The organism is Paenibacillus sp. SN-8-1, from assembly GCF_050995535.1.
Taxonomy (GTDB): Bacteria; Bacillota; Bacilli; order Paenibacillales; family Paenibacillaceae; genus Fontibacillus.
Map to the genome: position 1 here is coordinate 636,330 of NZ_CP194782.1, position 20,517 is coordinate 656,846.

At 49.3% G+C, this 20,517-nt stretch carries 18 protein-coding genes; 15 read left to right on the forward strand and 3 right to left on the reverse strand.

Translation table 11 applies throughout. The features are described 5' to 3' along the window. Positions 1–5: 5 nt before the first annotated feature. From ACRRNK_RS03125 to ACRRNK_RS03160, 8 genes are all read left to right on the forward strand, one after another. On the forward strand, positions 6–1,691 hold the full coding sequence (locus tag ACRRNK_RS03125) for a glycoside hydrolase family 13 protein (RefSeq protein WP_433945362.1): 1,686 nt from the start codon (positions 6–8) through the stop codon (positions 1,689–1,691). A gap of 190 nt (positions 1,692–1,881) precedes the next feature. Continuing rightward, a complete protein-coding gene (locus ACRRNK_RS03130) occupies positions 1,882–2,886 on the forward strand; it encodes a LacI family DNA-binding transcriptional regulator (RefSeq protein WP_433945363.1) in 1,005 nt (334 codons plus the stop codon). A 188-nt stretch (positions 2,887–3,074) separates the two neighbouring features. Beyond that, positions 3,075–3,950 (forward strand): DMT family transporter, encoded by an 876-nt coding sequence (locus tag ACRRNK_RS03135; RefSeq protein ID WP_433945364.1) that lies wholly within the window; start codon positions 3,075–3,077, stop codon positions 3,948–3,950. 174 nt (positions 3,951–4,124) lie between these two features. Beyond that, positions 4,125–4,778 (forward strand): response regulator transcription factor, encoded by a 654-nt coding sequence (locus ACRRNK_RS03140; RefSeq protein WP_433946788.1) that lies wholly within the window; start codon positions 4,125–4,127, stop codon positions 4,776–4,778. A gap of 1 nt (position 4,779) precedes the next feature. After that, positions 4,780–5,715, forward strand: a complete 936-nt coding sequence (locus ACRRNK_RS03145; RefSeq protein WP_433945365.1) for a sensor histidine kinase — start codon at positions 4,780–4,782, stop codon at positions 5,713–5,715. Positions 5,716–5,831: 116 nt separating this feature from the next. Further along, positions 5,832–6,755 (forward strand): ABC transporter ATP-binding protein, encoded by a 924-nt coding sequence (locus ACRRNK_RS03150; RefSeq protein ID WP_433945366.1) that lies wholly within the window; start codon positions 5,832–5,834, stop codon positions 6,753–6,755. A gap of 1 nt (position 6,756) precedes the next feature. Further along, positions 6,757–7,440: an ABC transporter permease gene (locus ACRRNK_RS03155; RefSeq protein ID WP_433946789.1), complete on the forward strand. Its 684-nt coding sequence runs from the start codon at positions 6,757–6,759 to the stop codon at positions 7,438–7,440. Between the two features lie 15 nt (positions 7,441–7,455). Beyond that, positions 7,456–8,316, forward strand: coding sequence for a CPBP family glutamic-type intramembrane protease (locus ACRRNK_RS03160; protein WP_433945367.1), 861 nt, complete (start codon positions 7,456–7,458; stop codon positions 8,314–8,316). Between the two features lie 214 nt (positions 8,317–8,530). Here ACRRNK_RS03160 and ACRRNK_RS03165 read toward each other — a convergent pair whose 3' ends face one another. Next, a complete protein-coding gene (locus ACRRNK_RS03165) occupies positions 8,531–9,451 on the reverse strand; it encodes a DMT family transporter (RefSeq protein WP_433945368.1) in 921 nt (306 codons plus the stop codon). Between the two features lie 437 nt (positions 9,452–9,888). On the opposite strand from ACRRNK_RS03165, the gene ACRRNK_RS03170 reads away from it, so the two are divergent. After that, positions 9,889–11,361, forward strand: coding sequence for a PLP-dependent aminotransferase family protein (locus ACRRNK_RS03170; protein ID WP_433946790.1), 1,473 nt, complete (start codon positions 9,889–9,891; stop codon positions 11,359–11,361). Here the strand turns inward: ACRRNK_RS03170 and ACRRNK_RS03175 are convergent. Then, positions 11,318–12,925, reverse strand: a complete 1,608-nt coding sequence (locus ACRRNK_RS03175) for a helix-turn-helix domain-containing protein (RefSeq protein WP_433945369.1) — start codon at positions 12,923–12,925, stop codon at positions 11,318–11,320. The two genes, ACRRNK_RS03170 and ACRRNK_RS03175, sit on opposite strands and share 44 nt — an antisense overlap. A gap of 149 nt (positions 12,926–13,074) precedes the next feature. Here ACRRNK_RS03175 and ACRRNK_RS03180 point away from each other — a divergent pair, with 149 nt between their 5' ends. From ACRRNK_RS03180 to ACRRNK_RS03195, 4 genes are all read left to right on the forward strand, one after another. After that, positions 13,075–14,082, forward strand: a complete 1,008-nt coding sequence (locus ACRRNK_RS03180) for a FecCD family ABC transporter permease (RefSeq protein ID WP_433945370.1) — start codon at positions 13,075–13,077, stop codon at positions 14,080–14,082. Beyond that, positions 14,079–15,080 (forward strand): FecCD family ABC transporter permease, encoded by a 1,002-nt coding sequence (locus ACRRNK_RS03185; RefSeq protein ID WP_433945371.1) that lies wholly within the window; start codon positions 14,079–14,081, stop codon positions 15,078–15,080. The genes ACRRNK_RS03180 and ACRRNK_RS03185 overlap by 4 nt, the downstream gene beginning before the upstream one ends. 18 nt (positions 15,081–15,098) lie before the next feature. Beyond that, positions 15,099–16,106, forward strand: a complete 1,008-nt coding sequence (locus ACRRNK_RS03190; protein WP_433945372.1) for an ABC transporter substrate-binding protein — start codon at positions 15,099–15,101, stop codon at positions 16,104–16,106. 193 nt (positions 16,107–16,299) lie between these two features. Next, the gene (locus tag ACRRNK_RS03195; RefSeq protein WP_433945373.1) at positions 16,300–17,082 is read left to right on the forward strand and encodes a YheC/YheD family protein; all 783 of its coding nucleotides are present in this window, start codon (positions 16,300–16,302) and stop codon (positions 17,080–17,082) included. Between the two features lie 21 nt (positions 17,083–17,103). Here the strand turns inward: ACRRNK_RS03195 and ACRRNK_RS03200 are convergent, their stop codons facing one another. Then, positions 17,104–17,307: a hypothetical protein gene (locus ACRRNK_RS03200; protein ID WP_433945374.1), complete on the reverse strand. Its 204-nt coding sequence runs from the start codon at positions 17,305–17,307 to the stop codon at positions 17,104–17,106. 153 nt (positions 17,308–17,460) lie between these two features. Between ACRRNK_RS03200 and ACRRNK_RS03205 the strand changes: the two genes are divergently transcribed. Together ACRRNK_RS03205 and ACRRNK_RS03210 are read left to right on the forward strand one after the other, a co-directional pair. Next, positions 17,461–19,257, forward strand: a complete 1,797-nt coding sequence (locus tag ACRRNK_RS03205; RefSeq protein ID WP_433945375.1) for an ABC transporter substrate-binding protein — start codon at positions 17,461–17,463, stop codon at positions 19,255–19,257. A gap of 129 nt (positions 19,258–19,386) precedes the next feature. Beyond that, a complete protein-coding gene (locus tag ACRRNK_RS03210; protein ID WP_433945376.1) occupies positions 19,387–20,505 on the forward strand; it encodes a phosphodiester glycosidase family protein in 1,119 nt (372 codons plus the stop codon). Positions 20,506–20,517: the final 12 nt, after the last annotated feature.

A 20,517-nucleotide genomic window follows, 5' to 3' on the forward strand; every position in this document is an offset into this window, starting at 1 on the left:
AGACAATGGATAGACAGTGGTGGAAAGAAAGCGTAGTGTATCAAATCTACCCTCGCAGCTTCATGGACAGCAATGGGGACGGCATAGGGGATTTGCAGGGGATTATTTCAAAGCTTGATTACCTGAAGACTCTGGGGGTGGATGTAGTATGGCTCTCTCCAGTCTATGAGTCTCCGAATGATGACAATGGCTATGATATCAGTAACTATCAGGCGATTATGGATGATTTCGGAACGATTGAGGACTGGGAAGAACTGCTTAAAGGCCTTCATGACCGGGGGATGAAGCTTATTATGGATCTGGTGGTCAACCATTCCTCTGATGAGCATAAGTGGTTCGTAGAGTCTCGTAAATCCAAGGATAATCCATATCGTGATTATTATATTTGGCGTCCGGGCAAGGATGGCAAGGAGCCGAACAACTGGGGATCTTTCTTCAGCGGTTCAGCCTGGGAATATGACAAGAATACGGATGAGTATTTCCTTCATTTATTCTCCCGTAAGCAGCCGGATCTGAACTGGGAGAACCCGAAGGTCCGTCAGGAAGTGTACGATATGATGACTTGGTGGCTGGACAAAGGCATTGACGGGTTCCGAATGGATGTTATTAACCTGATCTCCAAGGAGCAGCAGCTGCTGGATGCGGAGGGACCTGAAGGCAAGTACCATTTTGGCGGCAAGAGCTTTGTGAATGGACCGCGGATTCATGAATTTTTGCAGGAAATGAACCGCGAAGTATTGTCCAAATATGACGTGATGACCGTGGGAGAGGCCATCGATGTTACGCCTGAAGATGCAGCGTTGTTCGTTGGTCAGGACCGCGGAGAATTGAACATGGTATTTCAGTTCGAGCTGATGGGCATTGATAGCGGCCCAAGCGGCAAGTGGGAGGTCACTCCATGGACACTTGCTGATTTCAAAAGGGTGATGAGCAAATGGCAGACTGCGCTCCAGGGTAAAGGTTGGAACAGTCTGTATCTGAGCAATCATGATCAGCCGCGGATGCTGTCCCGGTTCGGAAATGATACATCTCCAGAGCTTCATAATGTATCCGGCAAAATGCTGGCTACCCTGCTTCATACGCTGCAAGGGACGCCTTATATTTACCAGGGTGAAGAGCTTGGCATGACCAATGTGCGCTTTGAATCGATTGAAGATTACAAGGATATTGAAATCCTTAATATGCATAAGGAATACTTGGCTGCGGGTACGGATGAGAAGACGATCATGGAATCGATCTACAGCAAAGGCAGGGACAATGCCCGGACTCCAATGCAGTGGAACAGCGGCCCTCAGGCTGGATTCACCACTGGAACTCCGTGGCTTACAGTTAATCCTAATTACAAAGAGATTAATGCGGAGCAGGCGGTAGCTGATCCGAATTCCATATTCCATTATTACAGAAGACTGATTGAGCTGCGTAAGCAGCATGATATCATTGTATACGGCGACTATCAGATTCTTAGAGAAGAAGATGAGCAGGTCTATGCGTACTTGCGTTCATTAGGAGAAGAGAAGCTGCTGGTAGTGCTGAACTTCTTCGAAGCTCCGGCGGAATTCGTACTGCCGGATCAGGTAACCTTCTCCGGACAAGAGCTGCTGATTAGCAACTATGAAGTTCCAGCAGATAGCAATCTCGGCCACATGCACCTTCGTCCTTACGAGGCCAGAGTCTATAAGCTGCAAGGTTAATTACTATTATTGAACGCTGGCTTGGAAATTAAGATAGAGGAGATTTATAGCGGCCCGTGAACGAGAGTTTGCGGGCTTTTACAGCAAGCAGGTGACTAATGAGAACGTTTGGTCCGGGTCTATTCCCGACTCTGGAAAAATGAGGTATGCTATAAGGAAGAATGATTCACTTAAAGAGGAATGTGTAGCTATGAATCCAACAATTAAGGATGTGGCCAAGAAGGCCAATGTATCAATAGCAACGGTATCCCGGGTTCTTAATAACCTGACGGGATACTCGGACAAGACCAGGCAAAAGGTGCTGCGTACGATTGAAGAAATGGGCTATCAGCCCAATATGATCGCCCGGGGCTTGATTAGCAAACGCACACAAACAATAGGTGTACTATTCCCGAACGTATCCAGCTCTTTCTCATCGGCACTGCTTCATGGGATTGAAGAGTTCGCATATAACCATAACTACAGTGTTGTGGTGTGCAACACGGATGAGGACGGAAAGCGGACGCTCAAGTGTCTGCAGGTGCTGCGCGAGAAGCAGGTTGACGGCATTGTCTTCGCAAGTGAACAGCTTAAGGATGAGTATTATAAAGTTCTAGCAGCAACGGGTATTCCTGTGGTTCTCGTCTCCTCAGAGACGGATCATCCTGGTATTCCTTATGTCAAAGTGGATGATAGAGCGGCAGCTTATGATGCAACCGAGTATCTCATTCAAAAAGGTCATAGGCGAATTGCGATGATCGGGGGCACGGAGAGTGATCCGCTTGCCGGTGTGCCCAGAGTTGAAGGGTATATGAAGGCTCTTACAGATAACGGTATTCCTTTTCAAGAGGATTATGTTGTTTATGGGGATTTCGGTTTTGACAGCGGTTGCGCGGCGATGGAAGAGCTGCTCAGCCGTTCCCTGGATATCACAGCTATCTTCGCAGCCAGTGACGAAATGGCCATTGGAGTGCTCTCGGTGGCCGTGCGTCTAGGGATCCGAATTCCAGAGGATATATCCGTCATTGGCTATGATAACGTTAAGCTGGCGGAAATGGTTGCTCCTCCGCTGACTACGGTGAACCAGCCTCTAAGCGAAATGGGAAGTACCGCCTGTGAGAAGCTCATTGATATGATTGAGACGGGTCTGATCGCACAGCACACAATCGCTCCTCATCATATTGTAGAAAGACAGACCGTAAGAACACTTGATTGAGAGAGCAGCTCTGATATAATAGACAGCTTAGTGTAACTTTTATAAGTTGAGCTTAATAATTACTCATAGTCAAGAGTGTGGAATGATTCTGGTGAGGCGAAGCAGCAGCGATAGGAAGAACATTTCACACGGCTGCCTAATGTGTAATTCAATAGATCAGCTTATAGCAATCAGAGGTGTAGGTAAGAATGAATTTTTTGATAGGGTTATTGTGTCTGATCTGGGGATTTAACTGGGTATTCATGAAGCTTGCGAACGGCGTATTCCCACCCGTATTATTCGCGGGCTACCGGTTCGCCTTGGGCGCGTTGGTGCTCCTGGCGGTATGTTATTTCAGGAAGGTTCCATTTCCGCGCGGAAAAGATATGATCTGGTACGTTATCTGCGGGATTCTGCAGACCATGTACTTCAACCTGGCCATCCAGCTGTCGCTAGTGGATCTTAGTGCGGGTCTAACCTCTGTGTTAACTTATAGCATGCCGCTCTGGCTGTCTCTGATGGCCCACTACTGGCTTCCGGGCGAACAGCTCAGGGCCCGTAAGCTTATCGGGATTATTGTAGGGATTATTGGGCTGTTCATTGCTATGGATGCGCACTTTGGCGGAACTACAGGTGCTATGCTGCTCGCGCTGTCTTCAGGGTTGTCCTGGGCATTCTCGAATTTGATTATCAAGCGGAAGCTGGCTCACTGCGACATGCTTCAGTTCACAACCTGGCAGATGGTATTCGGGGCTGCGGGGCTGCTCCTGTATTCCTTCATCTTCGAGCATGGACAGAGCCACTGGGGCCTCATGCCCATTGTATACGTAGGTTTTGCGGGTGTGATCGGTTCAGCGCTGGCGTTCGTCATGTGGTCTTACATTTTATCTAAAGTGGAAGCAAGCAAAGCGTCCATCTCCTTGCTGCTAGTCCCTGTGGTTGGGGTGATCTCCGGCTGTCTGGTCTTGCATGAAAGTCTGACTGTATTCATGACCTTAGGGATTGTACTGGTGCTGCTTGGGATCTGGCTGGTAAATGGAACATCTAAAGCGTCTCGCTCGCCAGCGAATGAGGCGCTCGAATAGTGCTGGGAACAGGAACCTGACTTATGTCTGGTTCCTTTTTTATATATTCCATATTGTGGCATATGGCGCAGGGATGTTAAGGTTAAGTGAGTACGATTATTTTACAAGAGCAAGGCGGGACAGAGATTGCAGCAAAAAATATTGCTAATTGAAGATGATCAGTCCATAAGTGAGATGGTGCGGGACTATCTAACCAGAGAAGGCTATGAGGTCACCGCGGCATTCGATGGAATTGAAGCGGAGACGGCATTTACACAGGGCAGGTATGATTTGGTCCTGCTGGATCTGATGCTTCCGGGACGAAACGGAACAGATGTGCTTCAGTTGATCAGGCGGCAGAGTCTGGTGCCTGTTCTCATCATGTCTGCCAAGGATAGTGATGTCGATAAGGCGCTGGGTCTCGGCTTTGGTGCCGATGATTACATAACCAAGCCCTTCTCGATGATCGAGCTTGCTGCCAGGGTGAAGGCGGCGATACGCCGGGCAGGATATTCAGCTTCAGAGCAGCACACAGAGACTGCGGGCAAGCTTCTCCAGATTGGAGAACTGGCCATAGATCTGGATAACTTCTCCGTGATTAAGTCTGGGGAAGAAGTAAAGCTGACGGCCAAGGAGTTCCACATTCTGAAGCTCTTCGCAACCAATCCTACCCGGGTGTTCACGAAAGCCCAGGTATATGGGTTTGTCTGGAATGATGACTATTTCGGAGATGAGAACGTGATTAATGTACATATGCGCAGGCTGCGCGAGAAGATTGAAGATGATCCATCGCATCCGAAGTACATTCAGACCCTGTGGGGCATCGGCTACAAGTTGGGGGAGTTCTAACGTGATCCTGCTCTTATCCGTCATCGCCCTGATCTTGGCAGTATTTCTTACTTTGCAGCTTATGAAGAACAGGACCCGTTCCCGGCAGCTGGACGAGATTCATCAGGCTGTAAATGCGATTAAAGATGCTGGAAGCCTGGAAAGGGTGCTGCTGTTCACTGACGATGTGCAGCTCCAGCGTCTCTTGGTGGATATGAACCGTCTAATTGAAGATACGCATCAAATAGACGCAAAGCAGAGAGAGCTTGAGTCTTCCATGCGGAAGATGCTTTCCAACATCTCGCATGATCTCAAGACCCCTTTAACGGTAGTCCTGGGCTCCACCGAGACCCTCATTCAAGATCGCAGACTTTCTGGTGAAGAGAAGGATAAGCTCTTGCTTAAAGTTCACAGCAAGGCGGCTGAGGTTCTGGAGCTGATCAACAAGTTCTTCGACCTGGCCAAGCTGGAATCCGGGGATAAGCAGCTGCCGCTCACGCCTGTTAATGCTGGAGAAGTATGCCGCAGGAATATTCTCTCTTTCTATGACTTAATCGTCTCACAAGGGATGGAGGTCAGCATTGAGATTCCGGAGAGCCCTATCTTTCTTGTGTCCAATGAAGAGACGCTTGACCGAATTCTGAACAATCTGATCTCCAATGCGATTCGCTACGGAAGCGAAGGGAAGGTGCTGGGCCTTAGTCTGCGAGCCGAAGAATCGGAAGTAGTGATGGAGGTATGGGACCGGGGGAAGGGAATTCATGAGATCCATCAGGATAAAGTGTTCGAGAGAATGTACACTCTGGAGGATTCGAGGAACAAATTCTACCAGGGAAGCGGCCTTGGGTTGACCATTACCAAGCGGCTTGTAGAGCAGCTAAACGGCCGGATTACTTTGAGCAGCAAGCCCTTTGTACGCACGACGTTCGCGGTGAGATTTCCACGGATGAAGGTGTAGCTTCACCTGTTGGGGCAATTTTCCCTACTTAAGATTTAAGTAAGATTCAGTTAATAAAAAAGAGAACTCCTCTCCTTAATATAAAGATATACAGTTGAAGCAAAGGAGATAGGGATATGGGATATATACTTAAAACGAGTCATTTAACCAAAACGTTCGGTGGCCATGAGGTTGTTCAGGACGTGAGCATGAAGATAGCGCAAGGTGAAATCTACGGGTTCCTCGGACCCAACGGTGCCGGTAAGACTACGGTCATGAAGATGATTACCAATCTGGTTAAACCCACCGCTGGTGAAATTGAAATTTTTGGGGAGAAGCTGACAGAAAAGTCGTACAGCGTGCTTAAGCGGATGGGCAGCATTATCGAATATCCGGTATTTTATGATCGGTTGTCAGCCCGTGAGAATCTGGATCTGCACTGTGAATACATGGGCTACTATGACAAGAAAGCGATCAAGGATGCTCTGGAGCTTGTGAAATTACAGAACATTGAGAAAAAGGCGGTCAAGGACTTCTCCCTCGGAATGAAGCAGCGCTTGGGTATTGCGAGAGCCATTATCACCAAGCCAGAGTTTCTGATCCTGGATGAGCCCATTAACGGTCTTGACCCGGTTGGGATCAAGGAGCTTCGGGATATATTCAAAATGCTTAGCCAGCAGTTTGGAATTACGCTGCTTATTTCGAGTCATATTCTTGGGGAAATGGAGCAAATTGCCGATACTATAGGTGTGATCCGGGGAGGACGGCTTGTTGAAGAAGTGGCGATGAGCACGATCCGGGAGAAGAATACGGAATATATTGAGCTGGCGACGAGCGATTATAAGAAAGCAGCGTTTGTGCTGGAGAACAAGCTGAACATCCGTAACTATAAGGTGATTGACGACAAGTGTCTGAGAATATATTCGGATGGGATATCTCAGCGGGATTTAGCTAAAGCTCTGGTGAATGAGAATGTGGACATCGAATCGCTCAACCTTAAGCGGCATTCGCTTGAAGATCACTTCCTTAGCTTGATCGAGGGAGGTGAGGGCGTTGCTTAAGATGATGAGACTTGAGATGAAGAAGTATAAGCTTTGGGGGATGCTCAAAGGGGTAGTCATTTGTATCTTGGCGATTATGGCCTTATTGACCCTGATTTATTTTGCGGATAAGACAGAATCAGAAAATACTTTCGCCTCGTATCATACAATTTTTGATATTATTGGTTCACTTGTCCGGATTACCTTTGTCATTTATGCGTCTGCTATTATTGCAAGGATTATTATAGAAGAATATAAGAATAAGACGATTAACCTTATGTTTGTCTATCCGATCAGCCGTAAGCATATCATGGTTGCCAAGCTGAGCATTGTTTTCCTGTTCACTTTAATTACTGTGCTGCTGTCCAATGTATTTCTGGATGGTATGGTGATGCTGGCAGATCGGGCGTATGACATAGTTCCGGAAACTTTGACGATGGAAATGTTATGGAAGCAGGTATCCAGCGTACTGTTATCAGCTGTGTCGGCTGCGGGCATCAGTCTGATTCCTCTATACTTTGGAATGCGCAGACATTCAGTGCCGTTCACAATCGTATCCGCGGTGTTAATTGTTAGTCTGGTCTCTTCAAACACGAATGGCTTCACACTGAGCAGTATTATCGCCATACCTGTCGCACTATGCTTTATCGGAATAATAATCGCCTACATGACGATAAGGAATGTGGATACCAAAGACGTTGTATAAGAAAGGAATGCAAGGATGCCACACAAAATAAGCGGTTATAAGGGCATAATTATCTTATGTCTCATGAATCTGCTGCTGAGTTATCTTGTCCTCTATCCACTTGGATTGGGTCAGTATATAGGGCCGGAGCACCCTTACTTGTTCGGAATTATCAATCTGGGAACCGGCCTCATCATGCTCGCTGTAACAATTATATATATCCGAAGGGTCGACCGTATGAAGGTCGCCTCTCTCGGAATCAAGAGGGGCCGCAAGCATTTGATCTATTCGCTTGCGGCTATCACGATGACGATTGTGCTGCATCTCGTCTATCTGAAGAGCCTGGATGAGGCAGGGATTCTCAGAGCATACTTCAATGTCCACTATTTCGAGAACGTACAGATTGTTCCGATGCTCCTAGTCACGGGGGCAGGTTGGTTCGTCAATGCCTTTTATGAAGAGATGCTTCGTGCCTATATCGTGCTGAAGCTCAAGCATTGGGGTCCCCTGCTGATGTTCCTGTCCATTGGCCTGTTGTCTATCATCATGTCTATATTTAATGGTCTCGATCTGGTCTACTCGATTCTAATCTTTATCGTGAATACAACACTCTTGTATGTCTACCTCAAGAGTGGCTCTATCCTACCTGCTGTCTGCGCACATTTTATTTATAATTTTACTCTTGGACATCTCTTTGGAAGTGGAGCTGTGGCGTTTCTCAGAGTCGAGGGGGAGACAACCCTATGGTATGGACTCGCGCCATTTCTTCTATATGTCATCATCCTTCTAGTGATGGCCAAGCTGATTTATGGCGATGCTTCTCTGGAACAATGTCTGAAGAGAATAGATAAGAGCGGGCAGCAATCTGGAAGCAAATCACATTCACCAATGATGTAAAAGCCATATTTACCGGGTAGGCCCGGAATAATAAGCTGCCCAAGAATACATAGTCTGACCTAATAGCCCGTGATAAGGGCAGCCTTCAATAGATCATAGCCAAACAGGCCCTAAGAAGAATACCTTCTCCGGGGCCTGTTTTGGCTAGGTCATTCATGTCTGCTGCTGTGCCAAGTATGATATGCCTTGCTATGTGAAGAATTCCCCCATCTTGTCATGATCCGCCCTCAGTTAGGCCAATCTTACGTCCGAATAGCTGGCGAAGCGCAGGAGCATTAATGAGGATAAGTCCGGCGATAATGATCAGCACTCCGGCCAGTGTGTTCCAAGAGACGGGTTCATGGTACAGGATCATGCCTAACAGGAGCGCAATGACCGGGGAAATATACAGCCAGGTTGACGGAAAGAGCGGCGTGGTCTTGGCGACCAGCCAGTAGAAGATCGTATGGGCCACCATGGAGCCGATCACAATCAGATAGAGCATGGAGTAGATGGCATGGGGTTTGAGCAGGGAATGAAGATGAATATCCTCTGTGAAGAACGACATCACCAGCAGGCCCCCACCGCCGTACATCATCTGAACCGCATTTAATGCGACCGGAGAGATCCCTTTGAAGCGCGGCATAACGTGCTTCGAGTAGAGTGTTCCGCCGGCGTAGAAGATTTCGCCAATCAGGATCGTGACAGAGGCCAGAATCCAGAATGGACTGGTAGGGGCCGTAATTCCCGGGATCAGGAGCAGAACAACACCCGAGAATCCGATCAGACATCCAGCGATAGCGGTGATTCTTGTTCTCTGGCGAAGAAGGGTCATTTGAAGCAGCAGAATCATAATCGGTCCTGTTGCGGATAGAACCGCGGCGATACCTGAAGAGATGTACTGTTCGGCCCAGTATAGTGAAGCGAAGGTACCGAAGGTGAGACCCAGGCCCGTAAGCATCATCTCCTTGCGGAGCAGCAGGGAGAGCGGGGCCTGTCGCTTCCATACCATGAAGCTGAAGAGAATCAGTCCAGCCAGGAAGAAGCGGCATCCTCCTCCGAGGAATGGGGTAAGCCCCGCATCGATCCCCCATTTAATAGCCAGAAAGGTTGTACCAAAAATCAGACACATTACAGAGAAAGCCACATAAACCATACACGAATCCCCCTTTTGGCTCTATTATAGTTAATAGGATATAGAACAGATGGGATATGAATAGACCAGATGAGATCGATAGCTATATAAGCCGCAGTTAAAATGTTCACATTTGTGGGTACAGTCGTAACTACGGGGAATGCTTGGACTTTCGGCCGCTGCCCGCCTCCAGATTTCTTGATTTATACCGCAGGGCGGATGAAATCCGGAGACAAAGGCATATGCTTCCGATGTAGCTTTCTTTCAGAAAGCTTGTAGGCGATCGCTTTCGCTCCTACAGTTCCAAGCTTCCCCTCCGTTACGCTTCCCCTCAAGTCAATTTTTAGCTGCGTCTTATATAGGTCTTAGTTCTATACTTAATTATGGAAAGGGGGATGATCCACATGAATATGCCTAATTCCATCAATGAAGGGCCCGATCGCACTGAGAGTATGAATATGAACTTCAATGTGAATTCACAACTTCATTCAAGCCAGAGAAGTATTCAGCCACGTCAGCAGCTGTTCCGTCAAGTCTATGACCTTCTGCTTGAGAAGCTTGCGAAGAAGGAGTGGAGAGAACATGAGAAGCTCCCTTCGGTTCGAATTCTGGCTGAAGAGCTGGGCATTCACCGGCTTACGGTGCTCAAGGCCTACCAATTGCTGAAAGAGACAGGACGAATCTACGTCAAGGAAAAGTCGGGTTATTACGTGCTGCCGGAGAAGCAGCGCGAAGGTCATATTCGCACGAATGTGGACGCTCAGCGTTCCGATCCCAGCACCGAGCGGCCCGTCCAGCCGCATTCGTTCTCACAGGCCTTGGTTGATCCAGCCTTGCTGCCGAATCGTTATTTCTCGGAGTACGCCAAGAAAGTATTCGACTTGTATCCGAAGGTGCTCAGCACCTACTCCTCTGTACAGGGAGATGAAGAGCTGAGATCTGTATTATGCCGACTCTTCGCCCAGACGCATCAACTTCATCTGACCGCGGATGATCTGCTGATCACCACCGGAGCCCAGCAGGCGATTGACATCATAGCAAGGGCTTTCGTACAAAGAGGCGATGTTGTTCTCATTGAAAGACCTACCTATCACGCGGCTATCACCATCTTTGAGGGATGCGGAGCCCGCTTGATTCCCGTAGATATTCATCCAGATGGATATGATTTGCCCCACCTTGAGACGCTCATGAGACAGCATGAGCCCAGGATGTTCTATATCAACCCAACCTTTCATAACCCGACAGGGTATACGGTCCCTGTACAGCAGCGTAAGCTGCTGGCCGAGCTTGCTGAGCAGTACCAATGTCTGATTGCCGAGGATGACTCCTTTCGCGATATTTATTTTGGCGAGGCACCACCTCCTCCAGTAGCATCATATGATACGGACGGGTGGGTGATTTATATCCGGAGTTTCAGCAAATATGCGGCTCCAGGGCTGCGGGTAGCAGCTGTATGTGTCCAGCCGCCGAGGATGAACCTCTTGCTGCAGTATAAATATCAGATGGATAACGGGGCGCCGCTGCTGAATCAGAAGGTATTTCTGCTGTACCTGGCGTCTGAGCGGTTGACAGGGCATTTGGAGAAGCTGAGGATTGCGCTGGAGATTCGCAAGAAAGCGATGGAAGAGGAGCTCCGTGCTGCTGACTGGACATGGGAGAGCCCGCAGGGCGGGTTAAGCTTATGGGTTCGGCTGCCGGCGGAGGGACCTTCAGCTGAGGAACTTCTGAGACGGAGTGCGGAGCATGGCATCGTGTTCTCTCCAGGAAATGTCCATGATCCTATGAGAGAGCTGCGGGATTATATCAGGCTCAGTTACTCATTCGTAAATGAGGCTGAGATCCAGGTCGGAATAAGGAGACTCGTAGAGTCGGCTAATCTGTCCCCTACTACTGGAATTGTCCGAAGTAGCGAACGCATTCCTGGATCGTGAGCTCTCTGCCGAGTGGTCCCCAAGGGTCCCATTCCTTGCTGTCCGGGACATACACTTGCCCGTCTGCGACTGCACGCAGCCCCTGCCAGATCGGATTTGTACTCAGCTTACCCAGCGCGGCCGAATCACTCCAGACAACCAGAATCCGCTCAGGGTCAATTTCTGCTAACAGGGACAGTCCCTGACACAGATAAGCCTCCTCATACGCCATCTCATAAGGCTGGAATCCAAGCTGTTCGAACAGCAGGTCACTGAGCGCATGATTGTTCCCTGTATACAGACGTATGTCATCCTGCATTACGCGAATAACAGCCCATCTTCCTTGGACGGTAAATGATCTGAGCGCGTCTTTGCCGATCTGCTGGACATGGGCCATCCTTCTAACAATCCCATCTGCCTCGTCCTCCTTACCCAGGATGCCAGCGACAGCCCCCAAATATCCAGTCCAACTTGTAATTCCATTTAGATGAACCGTGTTCTCATAGCCAGCCCAGGCGGCGCCGCCCAGGTTATTATTGAAGTCCATCTTGATAATCACATCAGGAGAGAGCGGGGTAAGCTCGTTATAGCGGATTCTGCGTTCCGCATTCAGCGCCACAGTGTCTTTAAGAAGTCCTGTTAAGTAGCTTGGATAGCCAAGACCGGCATAGGTGCTTGGAAAAGAAGGCCCCGCCACCGGCTTAACGCCGAGCGCCAGCATGTGATCCTGTAGAAAGAGGTGGCTGACGATAGCCACTCTTTTGCCGTGTCTTTTGCGGTACAGGGTAGGGGACATGCCTTCACTCTTCTTGAACGTTCTGCTGAAGTACAGCTCGTCCTGATAACCGACATGGCGGGCCACGTCTTTCAAAGTCCGATTCGGCTCACGAAGAAGGGTCTTCGCCTTCTTGATCCGAAGCTGAGTCAGGTAGCTGCCCGGTGACAGACCGGTAACTCTCTTGAATGCGCGGCAGTAAGAGCTTGGCGTTAGACCAGCCAGCTCGGGGAGGCGGCTAAGTGGGAAGCTATTCATATAATTCTGGTCCATCCAATTGAGGGAACGTTCAATCGCGTTGTCGGTTCTTTCATGAGACAGTTCACTCGAGGAGAGCAAATAAAGCATTTGATTGAACAGCATGCTACGGTTGAATTGCGTACCGGATTCCGTGGATTCCCCGGATTCCTTGGATTGAAGCAATTTACCCAGAAGCTCCTTTATGTCAGGCAGGCGGAAGGAATCCAGATTGAAGAATTCCGCAGCCACCGGTGACAACCCCCATTCGGCGATAGCAGGTGGAGCAAGGACAGCAGCATCTAGCATGACGCCCAGGTAGTGAATATACGTAAGCGTCAGCGACCCTATTGCGGAAGCCTGGAGTTCCAAGGAGGTCTCTGGGGCGATATGCAGAACTGCGCCTGGTTTAAGCTCGTATTTATAACCTCCAAGCTGCGCTGTTCCGGTGCCTTCCATCACAAAGCCGAGGGCAGCGCGGCGCGCACGGAAGCTTCTTATTTTGCGTCCAGCGGAGAGCTTATGCTGTTTGATTGAGAGCATGACATAGACAACAGGAAATTTTGTAATCATAGAACCACATCCTTCAGACAATATAATCCATGGAAAGAAGACAATTTCGTCCATAGTCAAAAGACTGTATTTTCATTATATTGAAATTGAGAATCATTATCAAATAGAAAGGATAGGCCATTTTCATCCGGCTTTACTGTAACTGTCTTATGGAATGTATGATCCGAAGTGCCAGAGGGAAGCTCATAATACTAGCTGTGCTTATATTACTCCTGTCCCTGGGCATGATAGCCAGCTTAATGCTGGGTTATCATCGGTTTGGAATGAAGGCGTTAGTGGGTGCCGTATTTCAATTCAATGGTTCGGAAGACCATTTGCTGATACGTACTGTAAGAATTCCGGCCGTCTTGATCTCCGCCGCTGTAGGGGCGGGTTTGGCTGTTGCGGGCGCAGTGATGCAGGTGTTGACCAGGAACCCGCTGGCATCCCCATCACTGCTCGGAGTTAACGCAGGTGCTGTTCTATTGATAGTGATCTTCCTATCCTTCGTCAGTCGGGATCTCGGGATGGGGGAATTGGTGTGGGTCGCATTCACCGGCGCAGCGGTGACAACGGTGTTCGTCTATGTATTAGGAAGGACCGGTCCCGGTGGATTTCAACCCATTAAGCTGACCCTTGCGGGTGTAGCCTTCGCAGCCCTGGCTTCCGCAGCCACATCGGCCGTGATGCTGCTGAACAACGAATCACTAGGAGAGACGCTATTCTGGCTGATCGGTTCAGTGACAGGGAGGAAGCTTGAACATTTAACGGCTGTAGCGCCTTATATGCTTGCGGGTCTGCTCATCGCGCTGGCTATGAGCCGATCTCTAAATGTTATGGCTCTTGATGAGGATGTTGCAACAGGGCTGGGCCAATGGGGAGGACCGGCGAAGGTTGCGGCTGTTCTAAGCGTTGTGCTGCTTGCAGGCGGAGCCGTTGCTGTGGCAGGTCCGATAGGCTTTGTTGGGCTGATCGTGCCCCATATATGCCGGTATTTGATCGGTAGTAATCATTATTGGCTGCTTCCATACTGCGCTGTAGCCGGAGCGCTTCTGCTTGTCTGCGCAGATCTGGCATCGAGATATTTACTCATGCCCAAGGAAGTCCCTGTTGGGCTGCTGACGGCACTGCTTGGGGTTCCCTTCTTCATCTATCTCGCAAGGAGGGGAGCAGCATGAGCCGGGTTAAGATAGTCGGATTAGTTCCTCTGCTGTTCCTGGTGCTGTTGGCCTCCATAATCTGGAGTGTGTCCACAGGAGCGCTGCCGATCCCTTTCCTTAAAACCGTGGCCACCTTGTTCGGAGGCGGGGATGAGCAGACACGGATGTTGATCTTCAAGCTCAGGCTACCAAGAGTGCTCGTAGCTGCTATGGTTGGAGCAGGTCTTGCCGTCTCGGGGACGATCCTGCAGGCAATCTTCCGTAATCCGCTGTCAGCACCTGATATTGTTGGTATTAACGGAGGGGCATCTGTAGCAGCAGTTGCTTTCTTGACGCTCATGAAGGCTAGCGTCAGTATTCATTGGCTTCCTGTTGCTGCCTTCGGCGGCGCGCTTACCGCAGCGGCACTCATATACATATTGGCTTACACCAGGAATTCATCCCCGCTTCGCCTGATCCTCGTTGGAGTTGGTATATCCTCGGCTGCATCAGCCCTCACTACTTTTCTTCTCATTAGCGGGGATTCTTACCGGGCGGATCAAATATTGAATTGGCTCACGGGAACTGTATATGGCAAGTCGATGGAGCACGCCGCTGCTCTGCTGCCTTGGATCGTGATCTTTATTCCGCTCGCCTGGGGAATGTCCAGGCATCTGAATGTCATGCTGCTTGGTGATACCGTTGCTATGGGAGTCGGGAGTGCCGTTGAACGTACCCGCCTGGTGTTGCTTCTGATCGCGGTGTGTTTGGCTGCATCTTCTGTCAGTGTAGCGGGAGGGATTGCGTTCATTGGTCTGATGGCCCCGCATATCGGACGAAGACTGGCAGGTAATCAGCATGCAGGGCTAATTACCGTATCTGCGCTGATTGGCGCTATACTGCTTGTCCTGGCTGATTTAGCGGGAAGAACTTTATTCGCCCCGAAAGATCTGCCTGCAGGAATATTCACGGCGGCTCTGGGCGCTCCATTCTTTTTCTACTTATTTTTTAAGAACAACGGCACGTCCGTCAAATAAAAAGGAGAGATTCATCCGATGAAATTGTTACGTCCTAATCATAAGTTAATTTCATTAACTATCATGCTATTGCTCGCATTCTCAGTTGTCTTGTCCGGATGCGGCCAAGGCAGCAGCAAGGATGCGGAGCAGAAGCCGGCGGATACGTCCGCAACGGCAGCAGCGAATACGTCAGACGAAGAGATCCGAAAGGTGAAGCACAGCATGGGCGAAGCCTCCATTAAGGGCACACCGAAACGGGTAGTGGTGCTTACACAGGAAGGCACAGAAGCTCTGCTTGAGCTCGGAGTTAAGCCCGTGGGCGCGGTGAATTCGGGCCTCGGAGATGACTGGTTCCCTCATATCCGATCTGAGATGGAGGGGATTACGGAGCTTGGTGACGAGTCGAAGCCGAACGTAGAGCTGATTCTGGGTCTGAAGCCGGATTTGATCATCGGCAATAAAATTCGGGATGAAGAAATTTACTCTCAGCTGGAAGCTATAGCCCCAACGGTATTGTCTGAGGAGCTCTCAGGGAGCTGGAAGACGAACTTCAAGCTGTATGCGGAAGCGCTCAATCTTAAGGCAGAAGGGGATGCCGCTCTAGCGAAATACGAGACTCACATTCAGGAAGCGAAGTCAAAGATCGGTGATAAATTGTCTTACAAAGTATCGCTCGTTCGCTTCCTACCGCAAGCGGTGCGCCTGTATAAGAAGGATACTTTTGCCGGTGTAATCTTAAGTGACCTCGGCTTCGCCCGTCCTGCCGTTCAAGACAAGGATGAATTTATGGAAGTGATCGGCAAGGAGCGTATGGCGGACATGGATGGAGATGTGATGTTCTACTTTAATGCCGATTACGATGAGAAGAAAGGCGGCACGAAGATGCAGGAGGAGTGGTTCAAGGACCCGCTCTTCAACAATCTGAATGTAGCTAAGAAGAACATGGCATTTCATGTGGATGAAGTGATCTGGAATTTGTCTGGCGGAATTAAATCAGCCAATTTGCTTATCGATGATATTGTATCTAAATTTCAATCCTTATAGTACATCATGAATAGAGCTGTCCATTCAAGTGTTCATTTGAATATTTGAGGGGCGGCTTTTTATTTGGTTCAGCTGATTAAATCATGGGATTGATACTTGATTTAGGCGGCTGGTTCAGGCAACTCTCCACGGGTTCGCATACGATGATTTGTGTAATTTTCCTGTTCGTTCATGAGATGGATAGAGAGGAACGATGACGATGATTGGGCAGAAGAATAAGAAGTCTACAAGAAGAACTCTCACAAGCAAATGGATAAAGAACAACGTACTGCTTAAAAATCCAGCGATTCGTAAGTACATCCCGGATACCCAAAGATTTAATGCCAAGAATCTGGAGAGCATGCTCAGCAGTTACAAAATGGTCTATATCAAGCCGGACCGTGGAACGCATGGGCTGGGCGTCATCCGGGCCGAGCTGGCCGGAGAAGCATTGAATAAATATAAATACCAGTTCGACACGACTACAAGGACGTTCAGTACATTCGAAGCCTATTACGCAAGCTTGAAGAAGGCGGTGGGAAGCCGCAGTTATTTGATCCAGAAAGGGATACACCTGCTCAAATACCAGGGCCGCCGGTTCGATATCCGCATTATGGTTCAGCTGAGCCCCTCAGGGAAATGGGAGACCACGGGTCTGATCGGGAGAGCTGCCAAAGAGGGCAAAATCGTAACAAACTATCACAGCGGAGGACGTCCTATGTCTGTACCAGTACTGCTGTCCCAGCATGTAACAGGTGCCAAGCAGACAGCTCTCCTCCAGGAGCTGAGACAGTTTGGTGAACGAATTGCCAGAGCCTATCAGTCCACTTATCCGAATTTCAGACAGATTGGAGTGGACGTTGGTCTCGACCAGTCGCTGACCCCATGGATTATTGAAGTCAATACGAACCCCGACCCGTATATATTTAATCAGCTAAAAGACAAATCCATGTATCGCAAGATCATGCGTTACAGACGGGCTCAGGGCATCAAGTAATCAGCTGTAAACAGGCTGTCTCTACGGGGATGGTCTGTTCCCCATGTCAGGGTTCCTATGCGGAATATTTGTGCGGCTGGTCTGATTCTTGCGCAGGCCCGTAAAGAAGGCCAGCCAATTTCTCCGCGGTTCCCTCCGCCTATGCATCATCCATTCCGTCCGGTTGATCCGTTCCAGCCGTTGCTGTTCACTCTCATACCTCTTCTCGATAAAATAAGGGTGCATTTCAAATCCTCCTTCTCCTAATAACTTGAACTGGGTTACAATGTATGGCATATCTTTCTTTTCGGTGATTTCATTGTAATTTCATTTCTTTTTCACAAAAAGGGTAGAGGTTGCGTATTTATTTTCGCCTTTTACCGGGAGAGGAGGAACCTTATGCGTTTGGTTGAGGATTATATGCGGCTGCGCAGTACATTTGCCCAGATGAAGGAGTATCAGCCTTTTCCGGCTTCTATGGCACAAGTGGCGGATGCCCTGTACTGCAGCCAGAGAAATGCCAAGCTGATTATTATCAAAATGGTGGATCAGATGTGGGTAAGATTCGTACCCGGCAGAGGACGGGGGAATACGTCGGAGCTTACTTTTCTCAAATCCGGGGATGAGGTTCTGCTAGATGGGGCGAAGGAGAGTGTACGGATCGGGGAAGTCGAGTCCGCCTTGAAGCTGATCTCAGAGCACGGAACAGGGACTGAGATTAGACGGCAGTTCGCGGAATGGCTGTCTTTATATTTCGGATATGAGGCCGATGTTCAGTCTGAGCAGATCTGGGAGAGTCTGAAGCTGCCGATCTACCACCCCATACATACGCTGGATCCTGCCAGAATAGTCTATGCCTTCGACGTTAATCTGGTCGGGCAAATCTTTGATAGACTTATAGAATATGATAATCAGACCGGGCGATTCATCCCTGGAATCGCGCATTTCTGGAGAACAAATGAGGATAAGACTGTCTGGACCTTCTATCTGCGAAAAGGTGTAATCTTTCATCATGGCAGGGAGCTGGACGCGGCGGATGTTGAATTCAGCCTGCTGCGGCTGCGAAGCTCACCCGTAGCCTGGCTGGTTCAGCAGATTGAAGAGGTCAAAGTACTGTCCAGATACGGAATCGAGATCCGTCTGAAGGCGACGAACCATCTGCTGCTCTGGTATTTATCGGGAGGCACAGCTTCGATTGTACCTGCAGACGTGTACCGGGATTACTCTGACCGGGAGCCGCTGATTCCTGTAGGCACAGGGGCGTACCGCGTAACCAAGCGGACACCGGGGATCTGCCAGCTGTCGGCGTATGATCGTTATTTTCAGGGGAGGCCCATGCTGGATGTGGTCGAGATCATCTATGTTCCCGAGAATTGCGGGGATTTCCTTCAGTCGGAGGAGCAGGAGCTGCTGGTTGTGCATACAGGGGAGAGTCAGGAAATACCCGCTCTTGGACAGTGGAACGAGCAGAAGATGACCTCAGGCACCTGTCTGCTGACCTTTAACTTGCGCAAAGCGAGCCTTCTTCGGAATCCAGCTCTGCGCAAAGCGCTAACTCTTCTGATCGATCGCAGTCGTATGGCCCTAGAGCTGGGTCCTCCTCATGTTGCCCCTTCAGAGAGCTTTCGGCTCAAGGAGGCTTCGGTAGAGAGGGACCGGATTTATGATCCGGAGGAAGGGCTAAGGCTGCTTCGCGAATCCGGTTACTGCGGAGAGCTTCTGCGGCTGTATACCTATTCCCGGCATATCCGTGATGCCCACTGGCTTAAGCAGGAGTACGGGAAGTATGGGGTTCAGATCGAAGTGTGTCTGGTAAGCTTAGATGATATGCTCAAGAATGAGCATGTTGACCGTGCTGACTTTATCATGTTTAAAGCTGTATCCGCACAGGGGATCATTTCCTTGATGGAGAATTACCTATCGGACAACAGCTTTCTCCGCATGCATCTTGGCGAGGAGCTGGAGGCATTCGTTGACGATGAAATGGCTAAAGTACTAAGATCTGATGGAGAAGAATGCGAGGATGAGATTATCCGGAGATTGGAGCCCTTGGAGAATAAGCTTCGCGAGAGCTGTGCGATTATGTTCCTGACCTACAAGGCCATAGGTTCCATGTACCATCCGAGCCTCCAGAATGTAACGATTCAATCCCACGGATGGGTTGATTTCAAGAAGCTGTGGTTTCAGAATTACTAACAAGATATGACTAAATAGTCGGCAAAAGATTAAGATAATGAAACTTTGAATCCCGGATTTTCGTCTATTATGGAGAAAAAGAGCTTGTTATAAAAGCTGATTAGAAAGTTCAGGGAGGAAGCGTTTGTAGTGGAACCAAGAACATTACCCAGCCGGTCAACGGTTCGCAATCAGAAGAAGACACGGGGGAAGCGGAAGAAAAAGAAAGGCTTTTTTTACGTGCTTTCCAGAGTGTGTCTGGTTGTCTTGCTGCTGATTATTGCTGCGGGGAGCTGGCTTTACTGGGCCCCATCGGCTCAGAATCTCAGGTACCTGATCGCAGATACGTTAATCACAACACAGCACAGAAGCTGGGCGCAATATATTATTGGTGAAGATGAAATGAAGAGACGAGTGGCTGAGTATAATGCCCGTTTCAAGGAGATGGGGGATGAAAGAGATACTCATGTGATTGACCGTTCTGCCGAGCAGAAGAATAAACCGCTTGTGGAGATCGAGAATATATCGGGGAGCGGCTACCAAGGTTATGTCATGATCGTCAACGATCCTACCAAGATCAGACTGGGCGTGCCCGGCAAGGTCGGCTCCGGGGAAAAGGTATCCAGTATGGTGAAGCGCACTGGCGCCATAGCAGGAGTCAATGGCGGGGGATTCGTCGATCCGAACGGGAAAGGCAATGGATTTAAGCCGATCGGTGTCGTGATTGCCGAAGGCAAGCTGTATTATAACGGGAACGGCAGTGCCTCTACGCAGATTGTCGGTATTGACAAGCAAGGTAAGATGATCGCGGGCAATTATACGTTAAAGGAGCTTTCCAGACTCGGACTCCAGGAGGCCGTGACTTTTCAGCCCCGGATTATTGTGAACGGAAAGGGCCTGATCAAGAACGCGGCACAGGGCTGGGGGATTGCCCCAAGAACAGCCATGGGACAGCGCAAAGACGGAGCCATTATCTTCGTTGTTATCGACGGCCGCCAGCCGGGCTACAGCATTGGAGCCAATCTCTATGATGTGCAGCAGATCATGCTGGAGCATGGTGCTGTGATTGCCGCGAATCTGGATGGGGGATCCTCATCGGTGCTTGTTAAGGATAATGAAATTATAAATAAGCCATCTTCCCAATATGGGGAGCGGTATCTGCCTTCCGCGTTCCTGGTGTTTGAACATCCTGAAGATGTGGAAATTCCGAACATTTGGAAAGGTCTTGATGCGGACAGCATCAACGCGGGGAAGAAGCGCAGCCGTTAGGAGTTGGCAACT